Below are 19235 nucleotides of genomic sequence, written 5' to 3' on the forward strand. Positions count from 1 at the left end.
GATCGAACTTCAAACAGGAGCAACGATGATGACCGAACTCACTTTCAACAAAACGCAGCTACCTTTTCAGCATTGGCTTCCCGGTTTACTGCTGACCGCGTCGATTGCCGCAGCGGCAGCCTGGCTGGCAAATCAACCCTGGCTTAGCGGCATTGGCCTCGGCGCGTTAACGTTGGCGATCATGCTGGGCATTGTCGTGGGCAACAGCATTTATTCTCCGCTGGCAACGCATTGCGATGCTGGCGTGGCGCTGGCCAAGCAAAAACTCTTGCGCCTTGGCATTATCCTGTTTGGCTTCCGTATTACCCTGCAGCAAATCACCGATGTAGGTGTGAGCGGCATTGTGATTGATGCGCTGACCTTAAGCAGCACCTTTTTTATAACCTGCCTGCTCGGTAGACGTTTGTTGAAACTGGACCGCGACACGGTGTGGTTGATTGGCGCAGGCAGCAGTATTTGTGGTGCCGCTGCGGTATTAGCCACAGAACCGGTGATAAAAGCAGCACCGTCTAAAGTTGCGGTGGCCATCGCTACTGTGGTGCTGTTCGGTACGCTGGCTATTTTTATCTATCCTCTGCTGTGGCCGCTGGCGCACGCCCTTTTTCCAACTCTCAGCCTGACGCAGTTTGGTATTTTTACCGGATCGACCATTCATGAAGTGGCGCAGGTTGTCGCGGCGGGTCACGCGCTTGGCCCGGATGCAGAAAACAGCGCAGTGATTGCGAAAATGTTGCGCGTGATGATGCTGGCACCGTTTCTGTTATGCCTTGGCGGCGTATTACGTCGCCAGCAGCGCGGTACGCAGACGCAGGGACCCGTGACGTTCCCGTGGTTTGCTCTGTTGTTTGTGCTGGTCGCGGTGTTCAACTCATTGCATATATTGCCCGCCTACGCTGTCACCGCGCTTAATCAACTGGCAAATTTATTGCTGGCCATGGCGATGGCCGCGCTGGGATTAACCACGCGCTTCAGCGCACTGCGCAATGCCGGTATCAAACCGCTGCTGTTAGGGGCGATGGTGTTTAGCTGGCTGATCGTGGGCGGCGGTGGTATCAATCTGCTGGCGCAACATTTCATGGGCTAAGCGCATCGGGTATCATGCCGGTTCATCTGTGCATAGCCACTTCAGGAGAACGGCATGAAATATATCGGCGCACACGTCAGCGCGTCTGGCGGTGTGGACCAGGCAGTGATTCGCGCTCATGAGCTTGAAGCCACCGCCTTCGCTCTGTTTACCAAGAATCAGCGTCAGTGGAAAGCGGCTCCCCTTTCCACTGAGGTGATCGATGCTTTTCGCGCCGCCTGTGAAAAATACAATTACGGCCCGCAGCAAATCCTGCCTCACGACAGCTTCCTGATTAACCTGGGGCATCCAGTGATGGATGCGTTGGAAAAGTCACGCGACGCGTTTTTGGATGAGATGCAGCGAGCAGATCAGTTAGGACTGACCTTACTTAATTTCCATCCGGGCAGCCATTTGCAGCAGATTGAAGAGGAAGCCTGCCTGAAGCGCATCGCGGAATCGATCAATATTGCGCTGGATAAAAGCCAAAACGTGACAGCGGTGATTGAAAATACCGCAGGGCAAGGTAGCAATCTGGGCTTCCGCTTTGAGCATTTGGCCACCATCATCGAGCATGTTGAAGACAAATCGCGTGTTGGCGTTTGTATTGATACCTGTCACGCCTTTGCGGGTGGCTACGATTTGCGCACTGAAGAGGACTGCGTTGCCACCTTCGCTGAATTTGAGCGCATCGTTGGCTTTAAGTATCTGCGCGGCATGCACCTGAACGATGCGAAAAGTGCTTTCGGCAGCCGGGTAGACCGTCACAACAGTCTTGGCGAAGGCAACATCGGTAAAACCGTGTTTAGCTGGATAATGAAAGATTCGCGTTTCGATGGCATTCCACTGATTCTGGAAACCATCAATCCTGATATCTGGAAAGATGAAATTGCCTGGCTGAAGGCGCAGCAGCAAGCTTGAATGAAAAAGGGAGCCAACCGGCTCCCTTTCATTTTTGCTGATGCATTTCCGCAGAAATTAGGCTTTCACCAACTCTTCTTCTGAACGTTTCAATACTGCATAACTCAGGCCCGCGATTGCCGTACCAATCACAATCGCCAGCAGATAACCCAACACCGGGGTAATCGCGCCAGGAATCAACAGCACGAACAGGCCACCGTGCGGTGCCATCAGTTTGGCGCCAATTGCCATGGAGATAGCACCGGTCACCGCGCCGCCGACAATGCAGCATGGCAGGACGCGCATGGGATCACGCGCCGCAAACGGGATCGCACCTTCAGAGATAAAGCACAATCCAAGAACCAGCGCCGCTTTGCCGCCTTCCTGCTGACCTTTGTTGAACTTGCGTCGTGCAACCAGCGTGGCTAAACCCATCGCCAGCGGTGGAACCATACCGGCTGCCATAATGGCGGCCATTGGCGCATAGGTTTGTGAACTCAACAAACCCACACCAAAGGCATATGCCACTTTGTTCACCGGGCCGCCCATATCGGTACACATCATGCCGCCAAGGATCGCGCCCAACAGGACCGCATTCGCAGTGCCCATATTTGCTAACCAGGTTGTCAAGCCGCTCATGATGCCAGCAACCGGTTTACCGACCACATAGATCATCAGCAGGCCGGTAATCAAGCTCGCAAACAGCGGGATGATCAATATTGGTTTCAACGCTTCCATACTTTGTGGCAGCTTGACTTTGCTGCTGATCAGTTTGGCAGCATAACCGGCAATAAAGCCCGCGATGATTCCGCCAAGGAAACCGGCGTTGATGCTGGTCGCCAGCATGCCGCCAATCAAGCCTGGCGTCAGACCCGGACGGTCAGCGATAGAGAAGGCGATGAAACCTGCCAACACCGGCACCATTAAGGCGAAGGCGCTACCGCCGCCAATCTGCATCAAGGCCGCCGCCAGCGTGCCCTGCTCTTTAAACGCGGTGATACCAAAGGCGAAAGAGAGCGCAATGCTCAAACCGCCCGCTACCACCATCGGCAGCATGTAGGAAACGCCGGTTAACAGGTGACGATACGCGCCTGCGCCACCCTCTTTTTTGTCTTCCTGACTGTTACTGCCCTGCGCACCAGAAGGTTTATACGGTTTCGCTTCGACTTCTGCTTTATCCAGCTCTTGTGCCGTTTTCTTCAACGCTAAACCGGTTGATGTGCGGTACATCGGCTTACCGGCAAATTTCGCCAGATCGACTTCAATATCAGCGGCGACGATCACCAGATCGGCTGCGGCCACTTCTTCTGGCGTGATGGCGTTGCCCGCACCCACTGAACCGCGGGTTTCAACTTTTACCCACCAGCCGCGTTTAGTGGCTTCAGACTGGATCGCTTCGGCTGCCATAAAGGTATGCGCGACGCCCGTCGGACAAGCGGTTACCGCTACGATACGTTTTTGACCGCCAGCCTGCGCAGTGGTAGCAGGTGCCGCCACTTCCGCTGTCGCCTGCCAACTTTTGGCTTCGGCTTTTGCCCGGCTAAGGAATTGTTCTGGCTCACGTACAGCTTGCTGCACATCGCCCAGCCAGACAGATTTGCCGTTCAGCGCCGCGTCATTCGGAATTTCATGACCGATGACGATCGCCAGTTCGGCCTCTGCCGGGTTTTCAGTGATTGTCAGACCCGCCTGCGCCGCCGCGGCGGTAAGGCGCTGTTTTGCCATGTAAGCGGAAGCCAGACCCAGTGAAGGATCTTTTATCAGCAGCGTTTTCATTATCGCTCTCCTGCTGTTAGTTAACGGGTTTTAAGTCGACGCGCGCCATCATTGCGGCCAACTGAGTACGATCGGTTATGCCCACGTTACTCTGGCTGACGGCCATTGCCGCCACCGCCGTCGCAAGACGCAGTGTGTGTTCACTGGATTCACGCATCAGCAAACCATAAATCAAGCCGCCGACCATGGAATCGCCTGCGCCTACCGTGCTGACAACGTCACACACTGGCGGTTTAGCCAGCCATTCACCTGAAGCATTGACCCACAGTGCACCTTCAGCCCCCAGAGAAATGACGACATGCGCAATGCCCTGCTCGCGCAGTTCGTGTGCAGCACCAATCACATCCTGCAGCGTAGGCAGTTTGCGACCCGCCCAAATTTCCAGCTCGCGACGGTTTGGTTTGACCAACCATGGCGCCGCTTTCAAGCCTGCTACCAGCGCTTCACGGCTGCTGTCGAAAATGATGCACGGACAAAGGGTACGTAAGTCACTCATCCATTGGGTAAACGCTGCGGGATCAACGCCTTCCGGCAGGCTGCCGCTAACGCAGACCATATCAAACTGACCGAGCCAGGTTAGCGAGTCGCTGGTGAAGCGATCCCAGTCCTGTGAAGTCACGTTAAATCCTGAAAAGTTCAGGTCAGTTACATCACCGGTTTGCTCAGTGAGCTTCACGTTAATGCGCGTTCGGCCTGGCACTACCTGAAAGCGGTTAGCGATGCCCAGCTCGCTGAATAACTGCTGGAAACCATCCTGATTTTCTTTACCCAGAAAGCCACCGACGGTCACATCAATACCAAGATCTTTCAGTACTTTCGCGACGTTGATGCCTTTACCCGCCGCGTGCAAACCGGTGGTTTTTACCAGGTTGACTTCACCGCGTTCGATCTCTGGTGTATAGCCGACTAAATCGTAAGCGGGATTTAGCGTAATGGTTGCTACGCGTCTGCTCATGCTGCCCCCTCGCCTAAACCGCTGGTGATCGCTTCTTCAATGGCGGTTAGCGCTTGTTGTGCATCTTCGCCGCTGGCAGTAAAGCGCAGGCGGTGGCCTTTTTTCACGCCAAGTGCCACAACCTTCATCAGGCTACGGCCATTAGCTGGCTTACCGCTGCCATCAAGGTTAGTCACGGTAATGTCGCTATTAAATTGTTTGATCACGCTAACCAGCGCGGTGCCCGGACGCGCATGCAGACCATGTTCGTTACGGATAGTAAATTCGGCGGTTAAGACTTCTGCCTGCTCATCGACTTCACTGGTCAGCAACGCGTAAACGCCAGCGGCATCTGCTTTGATTAAACGATCGGCTTTGTTGTTCAGCAGCAGCGTGCTGAGATAGCCCAGCACCTCCAGCGGACGATCGTCAGTGGCTGCCACACTCACCAGCATGGCAACCTGCTCGCCCTGATGGTCAAACGGCGTTGCCGCACGGCTTACTGCTACACCGCTGCGCACATTACCGCTGGCGCTGTCACTCAGCCAGATGCCTTGACCAAGGCTTAACGGCGCAGCAGAAATTACGCTGGCAACGTAGCTCGCATCCACCACACCCGCAGCCTGTAAACGTCCGGCGTTAAGCGCCTGCAACGTGATTAAATCTTTTGCTGCCACATCGACGCTGATTAATGAGGTATCAAAACTGAATTCAGCAGCTTGTTTCTCCCCCATTAACAGCGCACGCAGCTCTTCAGCCGAGGCGGTTTTTAGCTGATCGGCAATGCTGTCATCGCTTAATACATGGGTGAGTTGACGCAGCAGCGCAAGGTGTTCGTCAGACTTCGCGGCGATACCAATAGCGACATAGGCGGTTTGATCTTCGCCCCAGGCAATACCCTGCGGAAACTGAAATACCTGCACGCCCGTTTTTAACACTAAGTCACGCGTGTCGGTGGTGCCGTGTGGTATGGCGATGCCATTACCGAGAAAAGTAGAGGTTTGCTGTTCACGCGCCAGCATGCCGTTAACGTAGCCTTCTGCGACGTTTCCGGCAGCGGTCAGCGCCGCAGCAACCTGACGAATAGCGTCTTCTTTGTTTTGCGCGCTGGCCCCGGTGTGGATAGCCTGCAATTCGAGCTGGAACATAATTCTCCTCGCTTGCTGAAATTGAATCGTTTCAGCTTGATGGCAAAAATAGACGCTGCCCACTACGAAGATGGTTTCGCAGACAACGCTGAAACGTTTCAAGGATTCTGGTACAGCGCATTCAAGCAGGCAAGAAAATGCGCAAACGGCGTAGCATATTTTTGAAGCCACGCACATTTCACAGTCTAATGAGGATTTTATTGAGGGTGTAGCTGACGCCCTGCTGTAAACGCAACGCGTTTAATCTTTGAAGAATCAGCAAACTTCAGCAAATTATGGCGCGGTCTCGGTTTCCAGTTGTATCAGATAAAGCATCGCATCGTGGCGCGAATTGCCGCACATTTCGCGATCGGGCTGTAAACCCGCGCACACTGCTGGACGTAAAGGCGAACCAAAAAGCTTGCAGCGCAAATCGTCATCAAGCTGAACACAGGGCGTGTTCGCGGGTTTGCCATTGGGCATGCCGGGAATAGGTGAAGAGATGGAGGGCGCCGTACAACAGGCACCGCACTGACTACGGCATTGCATGATGCACTCCAGCAGAGAATTTCGCCGCGACAATAGCAGCCCAGTTCGCTTTTTGCCATCCTTCTCTCAGCGTCCATAAAAATACCTGCGCGGCATATTGCCTGTTTTCACCGGCGCGAGTAACGTGTCGCGCAATTCAATCTCAGAGAAAGCGAGAACTGCAATGCCAAAAGCCAATGAAATCAAAAAAGGGATGGCGGTGACCCATAATGGAAAGCTGCTGCTGGTTAAAGATATTGATGTTCAAAGCCCAAGCGCGCGCGGTGCGGCCACGCTGTATAAAATGCGTTTCACCGATGTTCGTACCGGAATGAAAGTGGAAGAGCGCTTTAAAGGTGACGATCTGATTGAAGCGATTTCACTTAGCCGCCGTAGCGTGACCTTCTCTTATATAGACGGCGATGAGTATGTCTTTATGGATGACGAAGATTACACGCCTTATACCTTTAAAAAAGAGCAAATCGAAGAGGAGCTGCTGTTTATTCCAGAAGGCGGCATTCCTGGCATTCATGTGCTGACAATGGAGGGTCAGTTGCTGGCATTAGAGTTGCCACAAACCGTTGACATGGAAATTGTTGATACATCGCCGGGCATTAAAGGGGCCTCTGCCAGTGCACGCACCAAACCGGCAGGAATGAGCACCGGTCTGGCGATTCAGGTGCCGGAATACCTCAGCAATGGCGACCGTATCCGCATTCATATCGCTGAACGCCGTTACATGGGGCGTGCTGACTAAATCACGCCACGATTCTCGCCAGGTGACAATGTTATAAGATAACATCTTTAGCCTGGCGATTTTGTTATCGGAGCTTTTAGCATGACACGCGTTAACCTTCTTACCGGCTTTTTAGGCAGCGGCAAAACCACCACTTTGCTGCATTTGCTGGCCAATAAACCTGAAAATGAAAATTGGGCGGTGCTGGTTAATGAATTCGGTGAGATTGGCATTGATGGCGCGCTGTTAGCTAATCGTGGTGCGACGCTGAAGGAGATTCCTGGCGGCTGCATGTGTTGCGTAAACGGCTTGCCAATGCAGGTTGGCCTCAACATGTTATTAAAGCAGAACAAGCCGGATCGCTTACTGATAGAACCCACCGGTTTAGGCCATCCTCGCCAGCTGTTATCCATGCTGAGCGCAGAGGTTTATCAACCCTGGCTGCAACTTAACGCCACAATTACCCTGCTCGATGCGCGTCAACTTGGGGATGCGCGAGTGATTGCAAACGAGAATTTTCGCGATCAGCTGGTGGCTGCCGATATTATTGTGGGAAACAAAAGCGACCGTTGGCATGAGAGCGATCGCCTGGCCTTGCAACGCTGGCAGGAACAATTTCTTCAAGGTCGCCCGTTTGTGACGACGCAATTCGGTCAAATATCCCTATCATTATTAGACACTCCTCGCGGTTCACCTCGCCCTATTCCTCAACCAGAACATCACCATCACGCCCCGGCTCCCGCCAGCGGTATCGCTGCGCTGCGCCTGGAGGGCCAGTCACGCTGGCGTCGCGCCCTTAATGAAGGCCAAGGCTACGCTGCCTGCGGCTGGATTTTTGATAGCGAAACGGTTTTCGATACCATTCCGCTGCTGGAATGGGCACGTTTAGCGCCGGTTGATCGGGTTAAAGGTGTGCTGCGAATTGCCGATGGTATGGTGAGCATTAACCGGCAAGGCGAAGATCTGCATATCGAAACGTATGCTTCTGCGCCTGTTGATAGCCGGGTGGAAATGATCCATTCACAGTCATCTAACTGGAATGAACTACAATCCGCATTGTTGAAGTGTCGTTTACGCTAACCAGGTTAGGTTCTGCGGTTATTTTTTAAATCATGAGTTGGACTATGCACGCTACTCGTCTTGTTACGATCCTTTTGCTTAACGCATTGGGTGTTGTGTTGTTTTTGTCGTGGTATTTACCGCCTGAACATGGTTTTTGGTTCGGCGTCGATAAAACGATATTTTTTACTTTTAACGATCAGATGGTTGCGCATCCTGGATTTGCCTTACTGGTAGCAATCACCAATTTTCGTGGCTTTGATCTTGTGTCGCTACTGGCGATGGGATTGCTCTATCTGTCGTTCTGGCGTCGCGAGACACCGCAAGGTCGCCGCAAGCTATTGGCAATTGGCATCACCATGCTACTCACAGCGGTTATCCTGAATCAGCTTGGTCATTTAATACCGGTGCAACATGCCAGCCCAACGCTGTTTTTTGACAATGTACATCGCGTCAGTGAGTTGACGGGCATTCCAGCTAAAGATGCATCGAAAAATAGTTTCCCTGGCGACCACGGCATGATGCTCATTATCTTTGCCTGCTTCATGTGGCGTTATTTTGGTTCACGCGCCTTTCTCATCGCCGCAGCTATCGTGATTATATTTTCATTGCCACGCGTGATGGCCGGTGCACATTGGTTTACCGATGTGGCGGTGGGCTCGCTTTCGGTGGTATTAGTCGGGCTGAGCTGGTGGTTATTAACGCCGGCCAGTGATGCAGTAGTGAACTGGTTTTATCGAAAACTACCGGGCAAATATAAGCCACAGGTGTAATTGATTAGCGCGGGCGATAAACGGCAATTATTTGTACCGCCCGCGCTTATTAAAAACTTAAATATATTATTAGCAAGCTAACCAAAAAAGGGTAAAACAAAAAAGTTATGTCCTTTTTAGTGGCTAAATCTTCTGTCAATTACCCTGTCCAGCGTAAAAACTCTTAAAATCCCAGCTAGACCGCGAATTAGCGCCAGTTTAACGCGCTGTTCCCTCCATTATTTCCTGATAATTGCTGATAAAGTAGGCACTCTGTTACAGATTGATTCATATCAAAAAAACCTATAAGAATTTGATTAAAAGCACTCGCCACGGCCTCTGTAATCGGTTAACCTCAGTCGCAGTGAGGCAACAGCAGCAGAAAATTCGGCCTTTTTTTACTGTGAAATTGTGGTCATTAACACAATTTAGTAATTAAGGAATTGTCTTAGGCTGATTCGCTTATTAATCTCATTCCGTTTTGTCATCTGGCTAGCGACAATCTTGTCGTAAGGACATCGAAGGAAAACCCGAATAATGGTCAAGTCTCAACCAATTCTGAGATATATTTGGCGGATCGTGCCCGCAATGGCGCTGGCAACTCTGCTCTCAGCTTGTAGTAGTACGTATGATGGACATAACGCGAATAACGAGAATCATGAAGTTAACAACCAGAATGGTTTTTTACTTCAAGCGTCTCAGGATGAATTTGAAGAAATGGTGCGCAACGTCGATGTTAAGACGCGCATCATGGATCAATATGCCGTCTGGAAAGGTGTGCGTTACCGTCTTGGTGGTGATACCAAACGGGGTATTGATTGCTCCGCCTTTGTTCAGCGCACCTTCCGCGAACAGTTTGGCTTAGATTTACCGCGCTCAACTTCAGAGCAGCAAGATACCGGCAGAGAGATTTCTCGCACCAAGTTGCGTCCAGGCGATCTTGTCCTATTCCGCGCAGGTTCTACGGGTCGTCATGTGGGTATCTATCTCGGTAACGACAATTTCGTTCATGCTTCCACCAGCAGTGGTGTGATGATCTCAAATCTGAACGATAATTACTGGAAGAAGCGCTACCGCGAAGGCCGTCGAGTATTAAGTCGTAATCCTACTTAACGCCTCGCTTCGAACACCTTCTCAGCCAGAGAAAATCTAACGCTGCTTTGCAGCGTTTTTTTTCGTCTTTAAATGCTAAATCCTCCCTGTAAATGTAAAAAAAAGTGATTGTTTATCAGAAGAATAACAAGACTTTGTCCGTCATCTCGTTATATTCTCATTCGCTTACATCAGAGCAGCTGTGTGCAGTTAAATAATAAAAACAGAATCAGAGGAAGCACCTCATGCCACTGTCAGCGGCGCTGATGCGCCATGCCACTTTTCCTCGTCGTATCGCCTGGAGTAGCGCGATTATCGGCGTTGTCTTCTTTGTTTTATTTACCTCAATATTATTAAATTTGACCTGGCATCATCGCGAAAAGCAGCACCACCAGTTATTAGTGAATAGCCGAGATGCACTGCAACATTCGTTGACGACCTTGATCGATAACACCCTCAATCCCCTTCTGCCTTTTAGTCATGCTAACTGCCACGCGATTAATCGTGAGTTAACGTCGCGCGCAGCTTTTGCCGGTAATCTTCGTGCTATCTTGCTGGTCAAAGACGGCAATGCCTTTTGCTCATCTGCCACCGGCAGCTTTTTTCTGCCGCTGAATATTATCTCTGCACAGACCGATCCCGCGCGCGACACCGATTTGCAGTTATTAAGCGGCACACCATTGCAACCGTCCAAACCGGCTGTGGCGATCTGGCTGAAAAATCCCGGCAGCACGCAGTCAGGCGTGTTTGCCACGCTCAATTTAAGTTTGGAACCGTATCAGCTGCTGGCTTCGTATCATCCTGAGATTTCAGGCATGGCGCTGGAAGCACAAAACAGTGCGATCACCAGTTGGCAGCAGGCAGTCACTAAAAATGATGATTTGCCGCCTTCGCTGATGCAGCTTCAGTTATCCGGCTTTCCGCTGCAATTTGTTTTGTATGGCTCAACCTTGTCACGCAGCGATTACCAGTTCATCTTTCTGAGTGGAACGCTGCTTTCGCTGCTGGTGGGCGGCGTCTGCTGGTTGCTGTTTTCGCTGTGTAAACAGCCGGGAAAAGAGATTCTGCAAGGGATTAAACGGGGTGAGTTTCATGTGGAATATCAGCCACTGATCACTTCTTATAACGGTCAGCCTTATGGCGCAGAAGCGTTGCTCCGATGGACGCATCCTACCGAGGGCGCCATTCCGCCTGATGTGTTTATTAATTATGCTGAAACGCAAAATCTGATCATTCCGCTGACACGTCACCTGTTCCAGCTCGTTGCACGTGATGCACATCTGCTGAGCCGCCACGTTCCTGCCGGCACCATTATGGGACTGAATATTTCTCCGCTGCATCTGGCTTCCGAGACATTTCGCGATGACGTTCTGTGCTGGATGAAAGCCATGCCTGTCGATCATTTCAGCTACGTATTTGAAATTACTGAGCGCACCATTGTGCGTGATAAAAGCGCCGGTGAACTGTTTAGTTGGCTGCATCGTCAGGGCATCAAAATCGCCATAGATGATTTCGGCACCGGCCACAGCGCGCTGATCTATCTGGAAAGATATGCCTTCGATTATTTGAAAATTGATCGCGGTTTTGTGCAAAGCATCGGGACGGAAACCGTGACATCGCCTGTTTTGGACACCGTGTTGCAGTTGGCAAAGCAGCTGAAGATGAAAACGGTCGCAGAAGGGGTAGAAACCGGCGATCAGGCCGCCTGGCTGATCAATCGCGGCGTTACCCATCTGCAAGGCTACATCTTCAGCAGACCCTTGCGGCCTGAACCGTTAATCGACTACTTTGAGCTTCACAGCGCCTGACCTGCCGTTGGGATTAGGATACTGCTACGCTTTGTTGCTATGACCGACAAGAGAGCGCCATGCTTATACTGCTTCGCTTTTTAACCTTGCTGCTTTGCACTTTTATTGCCCCGCTATACGCGGCAACGATTCAGGAAAGTTATGCCATCGCCGATCTCGGTGAGCCAAAGTATGCCGTTAATTTCACGCATTACGATTACGTCAATTCCGCTGCGCCCAAAGGCGGTAAAATCACCATGGCGGTGGTAGGAACTTACGATAACTTCAATCGCTTCGCCTCGCGTGGCAATCCCGGCATCAATACCGACACACTTTATGATCGCTTGTTCACCAACTCTGATGATGAACCCGGCAGCTATTATCCGCTGATTGCTGAATCCGCTCGCTATCCCAGCGATTTTAGCTGGATGGAAATCACCCTCAATCCACGCGCGCAATTCCAGGATGGTACGCCCATCACTGCCAATGATGTGGCTTTCACTTTTGGAAAGTTCATGAGCGAAGGCGTGCCGCAATTTCGTGTGGTTTACAGAGGCGTTAACGTGAAGGCGCTCAATCCTTTGACGGTGCGCATTGACCTGCCAAAACCAGACAGAGATTTATTGCTTGGCCTGATGACGTTGCCTGTGATTTCACAGAAATTTTGGCAAGATAAAAAGTTTAACGAACCGCTGAGTCGCCCGCCGTTATCGAGCGGCCCTTACCGTGTCAGTAACTGGAAATTGGGCCAATTTATTGAATACAGCCGGGTAAAAAATTACTGGGCAGCCAATCTGCCGGTGAATCGCGGACGCTTTAACTTTGATCAGATACGTTACGACTATTATCTCGACGATAACGTGGCCTTCGAGGCATTTAAAGCTGGTGCGTTTGATCTGCGCGAAGAGTCATCCGCTAAAAAGTGGGCTACGCAATATCGCGGGCGCAACTTCAGTAATCACCATATCGTCAAAGAGACCACGCCAAATACTGCCTCAACCGACACGCGCTGGCTGGCGTTCAACAATGAAAAGCCGCTGTTTAGCGATCGCCGGGTGCGACAGGCGCTGGGCTTAGCGTTTGATTTTGAATGGATGAACAAGGCACTGTTTTATGGCGCTTATCAGCGTGCCAGCAGCTATTTCCAGAATACGGAATATGCTGCCAGCGGTCTCCCCGATGCCGACCAACTGGCGCTGTTGGCGCCTTATAAAGCGCAATTGCCGCCTGAGTTGTTTACACAAAAATATGCCCCGCCCCATTCCGATGGCAGTGGTTACGATCGTGGTAATTTGTTGAAAGCGCTGAAGCTATTGGAAGAGGCGGGCTGGAGCATTAAAAACCAGCACCTGATAAACGATAAAACGGGCCAACCCTTTACGGTTGAGTTGCTGCTGCGCGGCGGCACCAACAATGAGTGGGCGTTGCCGTTTCAGCACAGCTTGTCCCGCTTAGGGATCAGCTTGACGCTGCGTCAGATCGACAGCTCGCAATATCTGCGTCGCTGGCGTGAAGGCGACTACGATATGATTTCTACCGCCTATTTAGCCATGCCAACGCCCTCCTCCAGCCTGCAAACCAGCTGGCAATCGGAATACATCGCCTCATCGTGGAATACCGCACGCGTAAAAGATCCCATTGTTGATCACTTCGTGAAAACGATTATGGCGCATCAGGGCGATGCCAAAGCGTTGTTGCCGCTGGGCCAAGCGTTAGATCGCATTTTATTGTGGAATGCCTATATGATTCCGATGTGGTTCAATGCTGAACAGCGGCTAGCCTACTGGGATAAATATTCTCATCCTGCCATCAAACCCGCTTACAGCAACGGGCTCGATACGTGGTGGTATGACGTGAACAAAGCCGCACGTTTACCGGCTGATCAACGCTAAGGAGAACGCAGTTGGCGGCATATTTCCTACGCAGGTTTTTACTGATCATTCCAACATTGTGGGCAATTATCACCCTCAATTTTTTTATTGTGCAGATAGCGCCCGGCGGTCCTGTTGATCAGGCGCTGGCAAACATTCAGTTTGGACAAACTACCGGATTACCCGGCGGCGGCGCAGATAACAGCGGCGCACGCGCCAGCCTCAATCATGTCAATCCTGGCGACAATCAATACCGCGGAGCACGCGGGCTTGACCCGGAAGTGATTGCAGAGATCAAACAGCGTTACGGCTTCGATAAGCCCTTATGGCAGCGCTACGTCGAGATGCTGTGGAACTATGTCCGCTTCGACTTTGGCGACAGCCTGTTTCGCAGCGCATCGGTGCTGCATCTGATCAAAGAGAGTTTACCGGTCTCCATTAGCCTGGGATTATGGAGCACGTTGATTATCTATCTGGTTTCCATTCCGTTGGGCATCAAAAAAGCGGTGCGCAACGGCAGCGCCTTTGATATCTGGAGCAGCACCTTTATCATCATCGGCTACTCCATTCCCGCTTTTCTGTTTGGCATCATGTTGATTGTGTTATTCGCTGGCGGCAGTTATCTCGACTGGTTTCCGCTGCGTGGATTAACCTCACCGCAGTTTGATAGCTTACCGTGGTACAGCAAAGTGCTGGATTACCTATGGCACATCAGCTTGCCGGTATTGGCGACGGTTATCGGTGGGTTTGCGACCTTAACCATGCTGACCAAAAACGCCTTTCTTGATGAGATTCGCAAGCAATATGTGGTCACGGCGCGCGCCAAAGGCGTGCCGGAACGGCGCATTCTTTACCATCACGTTTTTCGTAATGCGATGCTGCTGGTGATCGCCAGTTTCCCCGCCACCTTTATCAGTATGTTCTTCACCAGCTCGGTATTGATTGAAGTGATGTTCTCGCTGAACGGGCTGGGTTTACTGGGTTACGATGCCACCATTCAACGCGATTATCCGGTGATGTTTGGCACGTTATACATCTTTACTTTGATTGGCTTGCTGATGAATATTCTCAGTGATTTGACCTACACATTGGTCGATCCGCGTATCGATTTCGAGGGCCGCTGATGACATTATCTCCTATCAATCAGCAGCGCTGGCAGCGCTTTCGTGATAACCGGCGTGGCTATTGGTCACTGTGGGTTTTTCTCCTCCTTTTTTTGCTTTCACTCTGCGCCGAGTTGATCGCCAATGACAAACCCTTGGTCGTTCACTACCAGCATCGCTGGTATGCGCCGCTGTTTTTCAACTACAGTGAAACCGATTATGGTGGGGAGCTGGCCACCGCCGCCGATTATCAGGATCCCTGGCTACAGCAGCGCATTGCGCAGCAAGGTTGGGCAATATGGGCGCCGATACGTTTTAGCGACAGCACCATTAATTATTCCAGCCAGGTTCCGTTTCCTTCTCCGCCATCCGGGCAAAACTGGCTTGGCACCGACGCCAACGGTGGCGATGTGCTGGCACGCTTATTATACGGCACGCGAATTTCGTTACTTTTTGGCTTGATGCTGACGCTGTTCTCCAGCGTGATCGGCATTGTGATTGGCGCAATACAAGGCTACTTTGGCGGCAAAATCGATCTGGTTGGGCAGCGCCTGATTGAAGTCTGGTCTGGCATGCCGTCGCTGTTCCTGCTGATTTTGCTTTCCAGCGTAATCCAGCCTGGCTTCTGGTGGCTGCTTTTGGTGACGGTGATTTTTGGTTGGATGAGCCTGGTCAGCGTGGTGCGGGCCGAATTCTTGCGAACGCGTAATTTCGATTATATCCGTGCGGCGCAAGCGCTGGGCGTTAGCGATGGCCGCATTATGCTGCGCCATATTCTGCCCAATGCGATGGTGGCTACGCTGACTTTCCTGCCGTTTATTCTTTGCGGATCGATTACCACCCTGACTTCACTCGACTTTCTGGGTTTTGGGCTGCCAATCGGTTCACCCTCGCTGGGTGAGCTTTTGCTGCAAGGTAAAAATAACCTGCAAGCGCCATGGCTTGGCTTGTCGGGCTTTTTCTCGCTGGCGATCTTGTTGTCGCTACTGATTTTTATCGGCGAAGCGGTGCGCGACGCCTTTGATCCCAGCAAAGGAATCTAAATGACTTCGCCGCTGCTTGCTATTAATCATCTGTCTGTGGCATTCCGCCGGGGCGAAACGCTTCGTCCGGTGGTCAATGATGTTTCACTGCAAATCCACGCCGGTGAAACGCTGGCGCTGGTGGGGGAATCGGGTTCGGGTAAAAGCGTGACCGCGTTGTCGGTGATGCGCCTGCTGCACACCTCATCGGTTGCCTATCCCAGCGGAGAGATTTTGTTCGAAGGCAACGATCTGCTGCATGCCGAGGAACGTGTGCTGCGCGGCATTCGCGGTAATCAAATAGCGATGATTTTTCAGGAACCGATGGTGTCGCTTAACCCTTTGCACCATGTTGAAATACAGCTGTATGAAGTGCTTTCGCTGCATCGCGGCATGTGGCGGGAAGCAGCGCGAGCAGAAATTATCACCTGTCTCGATCGCGTTGGCATCCGTCAGCCCGCTTCGCGGCTTAATGATTTTCCGCATCAGCTTTCCGGCGGTGAGCGCCAGCGCGTCATGATTGCCATGGCTTTACTCACCCAGCCAAAACTGTTGATTGCCGATGAGCCCACCACAGCGCTGGATGTAACGGTACAGGCGCAAATCCTTAATTTACTGCGTGAATTGCAGCGCGAACTCAACATGGGCATGTTGTTCATTACCCATAACCTGCACATTGTGCGTCAACTGGCAGACAACGTCAGCGTGATGCGTCACGGCAGTGTGGTTGAACACAATTGCTGCCAAACGCTGCTTAATCAGCCCCAACATCCCTACACGCAACAGCTGTTGGCCGCCGAGCCGGAAGGTCGTGCCCTGCCCCTTGCCAGCGATGCGCCCGTGATTTTGCAAGTGGAAAATCTGCGCGTGGCTTTCCCGCTGCGCCGCGGATTATTCAAGCGTCAGGTCGGCGAAAAGGTGGCATTAAATAACCTCAGCTTTAGCCTGAAACGGGGTGAAAGTCTGGGGTTGGTTGGCGAATCGGGTTCCGGGAAAAGCACTACCGGGCTGGCGCTGTTGCGGCTGATTCAGGCACAAGGCGAAATTTGGTTCGATGGACACCCGCTGCATCACATGCCGCGCAAGCAGCTGTTGCCACTGCGTCGGCGCATTCAGGTGGTGTTTCAGGATCCCAACTCTTCACTCAATCCCCGCATGACGGTGCAGCAAATTATCGCTGAAGGATTAGCCGTGCATCGTCCTGATCTCAGCGCTGTACAGCAGGAATCGCAGGTTATCGCAGTAATGGAAGAAGTCGGTTTGGAGGCCGAAAGCCGCCATCGTTATCCGGTTGAGTTTTCCGGTGGGCAGCGACAACGCATTGCCATTGCGCGTGCGCTGGTGTTAGAACCGGATTTGATGGTGCTGGATGAACCCACATCCTCACTCGATCGCTCCGTGCAAAAGCAGATCCTGACGCTGCTGCGTCGTTTGCAGCAGCAACGTCAGTTGAGTTATCTGTTTATTAGTCATGATTTAGATGTGGTGCGCACGCTCTGCCACCAGCTGATTGTGCTGCGCCAGGGCGAGGTGATTGAACAGGGAGAATGCGAAAAACTGTTTGCTGCGCCGGGTGAAGCCTACACGCGTGAGCTGCTGGCTTCTGCACAGCTGAGTGCCGGTTAGCTTTACCTGTAAATTAGTGCCCGTGAAAGGTCTCAGCAATCGCAACACCCTGATTTTTTAAGCAACAGTTGGTGGCGCTTTCGTCGCTGCGTTGGATGAATAAACAAGGCTGCCCTTCGCACTCAGCGACTTTGCCATCGACCTGAATTGCGGCCAGTACCTCTTTTAGCTGATGCAAAATTTCCCAGGCAGGATGCCCATCGTGGCTGATTAGACGTAGCGCAATAATATCCTGTTCATCTGTCACCCCATCATCAGCTTCGATGGCACTGTGATGATCGCTAACCCAGCGAAAACGCTGTGGCAGGCGATGCACAATCGAAAGTTGCAGCATAATTAGTTATGTCTCCCAGAGATCGACTCTCAATTCACGACGAATAGCGAGTAGCGCAGTGAATCCCTTTTCCCGGTCAAAACAGAATACGGACGTCAAGGCTTGTCTTCTCGTTTCAAAACACTGCATGTCGGAAATTTTATTTTTTGCGAGTGATCTCGCAATTTAGGCTATATGTACCGCGTTCAGCAGCACTTAACAATCATTTTAGACGCAATGCTATTACTTTTTTGGTTATATTTTTTCACATAAAAGAAACATCACACCCGATTCTGGGTGTGATGACGAAAGGGTTTGGTGCAGAACGAAACGGCTGTGCCTGGATCAGGCAGCAGCGCGTGGGCGGGAAGCGTAGAGAAACAGCAGAATAGAAATCGTCGAACACAATGCAATGGTGCCGACCATGGGCCAGGCGCTGGTAAAGCTCACCAGTGAAAGCAATGCACCCACTAACGCACCCACGCCAAAACGCAGCGTTCCCGCCAGCGAAGATGCCGTGCCAGCCATGTGCGGAAACTCATCCAAAATCACCGCCATGGCGTTTGATGAGACCATCGATACGCAACCAATAAACATCGCTATGCCGAAAACCAGCGGTAAAAATCCCAGATTCAACGCGCTGGCGACCAGCAGCCAAACGCCCATGCAGAACTGAATCAACAGCCCTAAACGAAACATCGCGACTGGACCGAAACGGCGCACGGCGCGGCTGTTAATCAGCGTCATCACAAACAGGAAAATCACGTTGAGGCCAAAATAGTAACCAAAGTTTTGCGGCGAGACGTGGTTAAGCTCGATATAAACAAAAGGCCCGGCATTGAGAAAAGTAAACAAGCCGGCAAATGAGAAGCCGCTCGACAACATATAACTGAACGCGCGTTTATGGCGAAACAACGTGACAAAATTGCCGAGCGTGGTGCGCAGGTTAAAGCGCTGCCGCTGTTCCGGTTTTAACGTTTCACGGATCTGGGTGGCTACCAGTATGGCGGTAATCACACCGGCGAAGGAAAGTGCCCAGAAAATGGCGTGCCAGTTCCAAATCAGCAGCAACCAACCGCCAACAATCGGAGCCACTAGCGGTGCGATGGTGGTGATCAACATGACAAACGACATCATGCGCGAAAAGTCCTCTTTCGAGTAACTGTCACGCATCAAGGCGTTAATCACCACACTGGCGGCGGCGGCAGATAAACCATGGAGAAAGCGCATGGCAATCAGCTGATCGATAGATTGCGACAGCGCACAGGCTGCCGCAGCGCAGGAAAAAATCAAGGTGCCCAAGGTGATCACCGGCTTGCGGCCAAAACTGTCGGCCAGCGGCCCGTACACCAGCTGCCCAATGGCAAAGCCGAGAATGTACAGATTCAGCGTCATTTGCACGCTACCCGCCGACACCGCAAATTCACGGGCGATCTGCGGCATTGCAGGCAGATACATATCAATCGATAACGGCATTAACATCGCCAATAAACCGAGGATAACCACTAATCCCACCGGTGAATTTTTTTCCTTGCGCACAAAAACT

17 protein-coding genes are annotated in these 19235 nt (G+C 51.8%); 11 read left to right on the top strand and 6 right to left on the bottom strand.

Annotated elements, in window-relative coordinates; translation table 11 throughout:
• The first annotated feature begins 28 nt into the window (after positions 1-28).
• Together SC127_RS17205 and nfo are read left to right on the top strand one after the other, a co-directional pair.
• Positions 29-1084: a YeiH family protein gene (locus SC127_RS17205; RefSeq protein WP_332627340.1), complete on the top strand. Its 1056-nt coding sequence runs from the start codon at positions 29-31 to the stop codon at positions 1082-1084.
• Positions 1085-1138: 54 nt separating this feature from the next.
• Complete coding sequence (gene nfo, locus SC127_RS17210; protein WP_332627205.1) at positions 1139-1984, top strand: deoxyribonuclease IV; 846 nt, start codon at positions 1139-1141, stop codon at positions 1982-1984.
• Between the two features lie 57 nt (positions 1985-2041).
• On the opposite strand, the gene fruA is transcribed toward nfo, so the two are convergent.
• The 4 genes from fruA to SC127_RS17230 form a co-directional block, all read right to left on the bottom strand.
• A complete protein-coding gene (gene fruA, locus SC127_RS17215) occupies positions 2042-3739 on the bottom strand; it encodes a PTS fructose transporter subunit IIBC (protein ID WP_243077548.1) in 1698 nt (565 codons plus the stop codon).
• A gap of 16 nt (positions 3740-3755) precedes the next feature.
• Positions 3756-4694 carry a 1-phosphofructokinase gene (fruK, locus tag SC127_RS17220; protein WP_215846185.1) on the bottom strand — a complete coding sequence of 313 codons (939 nt, stop codon included), beginning with the start codon at positions 4692-4694 and terminating at the stop codon, positions 3756-3758.
• Positions 4691-5821, bottom strand: a complete 1131-nt coding sequence (gene fruB, locus SC127_RS17225) for a fused PTS fructose transporter subunit IIA/HPr protein (RefSeq protein ID WP_332627206.1) — start codon at positions 5819-5821, stop codon at positions 4691-4693. Before fruB ends, fruK begins: the two co-directional genes overlap by 4 nt.
• 273 nt (positions 5822-6094) lie before the next feature.
• Positions 6095-6349: a YkgJ family cysteine cluster protein gene (locus SC127_RS17230; protein WP_332627207.1), complete on the bottom strand. Its 255-nt coding sequence runs from the start codon at positions 6347-6349 to the stop codon at positions 6095-6097.
• A 163-nt stretch (positions 6350-6512) separates the two neighbouring features.
• Between SC127_RS17230 and yeiP the strand changes: the two genes are divergently transcribed.
• The 9 genes from yeiP (at position 6513) to yejF (ending at position 17376) form a co-directional block, all read left to right on the top strand.
• Positions 6513-7085: an elongation factor P-like protein YeiP gene (yeiP, locus tag SC127_RS17235; RefSeq protein WP_215846182.1), complete on the top strand. Its 573-nt coding sequence runs from the start codon at positions 6513-6515 to the stop codon at positions 7083-7085.
• A gap of 81 nt (positions 7086-7166) precedes the next feature.
• Positions 7167-8144, top strand: a complete 978-nt coding sequence (locus tag SC127_RS17240) for a CobW family GTP-binding protein (protein WP_332627208.1) — start codon at positions 7167-7169, stop codon at positions 8142-8144.
• Positions 8145-8188: 44 nt separating this feature from the next.
• Positions 8189-8896 carry a phosphatase PAP2 family protein gene (locus SC127_RS17245; RefSeq protein ID WP_215846179.1) on the top strand — a complete coding sequence of 236 codons (708 nt, stop codon included), beginning with the start codon at positions 8189-8191 and terminating at the stop codon, positions 8894-8896.
• Between the two features lie 516 nt (positions 8897-9412).
• Positions 9413-9988, top strand: coding sequence for a bifunctional murein DD-endopeptidase/murein LD-carboxypeptidase (gene mepS, locus SC127_RS17250; RefSeq protein ID WP_215846177.1), 576 nt, complete (start codon positions 9413-9415; stop codon positions 9986-9988).
• Between the two features lie 224 nt (positions 9989-10212).
• The gene (locus tag SC127_RS17255) at positions 10213-11775 is read left to right on the top strand and encodes a cyclic di-GMP phosphodiesterase (protein ID WP_243077543.1); all 1563 of its coding nucleotides are present in this window, start codon (positions 10213-10215) and stop codon (positions 11773-11775) included.
• Between the two features lie 65 nt (positions 11776-11840).
• On the top strand, positions 11841-13646 hold the full coding sequence (locus SC127_RS17260; RefSeq protein ID WP_332627342.1) for an extracellular solute-binding protein: 1806 nt from the start codon (positions 11841-11843) through the stop codon (positions 13644-13646).
• Positions 13647-13657: 11 nt separating this feature from the next.
• Entirely contained in the window at positions 13658-14749 is a 1092-nt protein-coding gene (locus SC127_RS17265; protein WP_215846173.1) for a microcin C ABC transporter permease YejB, read from the top strand.
• Entirely contained in the window at positions 14749-15771 is a 1023-nt protein-coding gene (locus SC127_RS17270) for an ABC transporter permease (protein WP_243077542.1), read from the top strand. Before SC127_RS17265 ends, SC127_RS17270 begins: the two co-directional genes overlap by 1 nt.
• Complete coding sequence (yejF, locus tag SC127_RS17275; RefSeq protein WP_332627209.1) at positions 15772-17376, top strand: microcin C ABC transporter ATP-binding protein YejF; 1605 nt, start codon at positions 15772-15774, stop codon at positions 17374-17376.
• A gap of 13 nt (positions 17377-17389) precedes the next feature.
• Here yejF and SC127_RS17280 read toward each other — a convergent pair whose 3' ends face one another.
• On the bottom strand, positions 17390-17710 hold the full coding sequence (locus SC127_RS17280; protein WP_332627210.1) for a hypothetical protein: 321 nt from the start codon (positions 17708-17710) through the stop codon (positions 17390-17392).
• A gap of 324 nt (positions 17711-18034) precedes the next feature.
• A complete protein-coding gene (locus SC127_RS17285) occupies positions 18035-19228 on the bottom strand; it encodes a Bcr/CflA family multidrug efflux MFS transporter (RefSeq protein WP_332627211.1) in 1194 nt (397 codons plus the stop codon).
• Between the last annotated feature and the right edge of the window lie 7 nt (positions 19229-19235).

Origin of the sequence: Pantoea sp. T14 (genome assembly GCF_036663535.1) — a bacterium.
Classification (GTDB): domain Bacteria; phylum Pseudomonadota; class Gammaproteobacteria; order Enterobacterales; family Enterobacteriaceae; genus Pantoea; species Pantoea phytostimulans.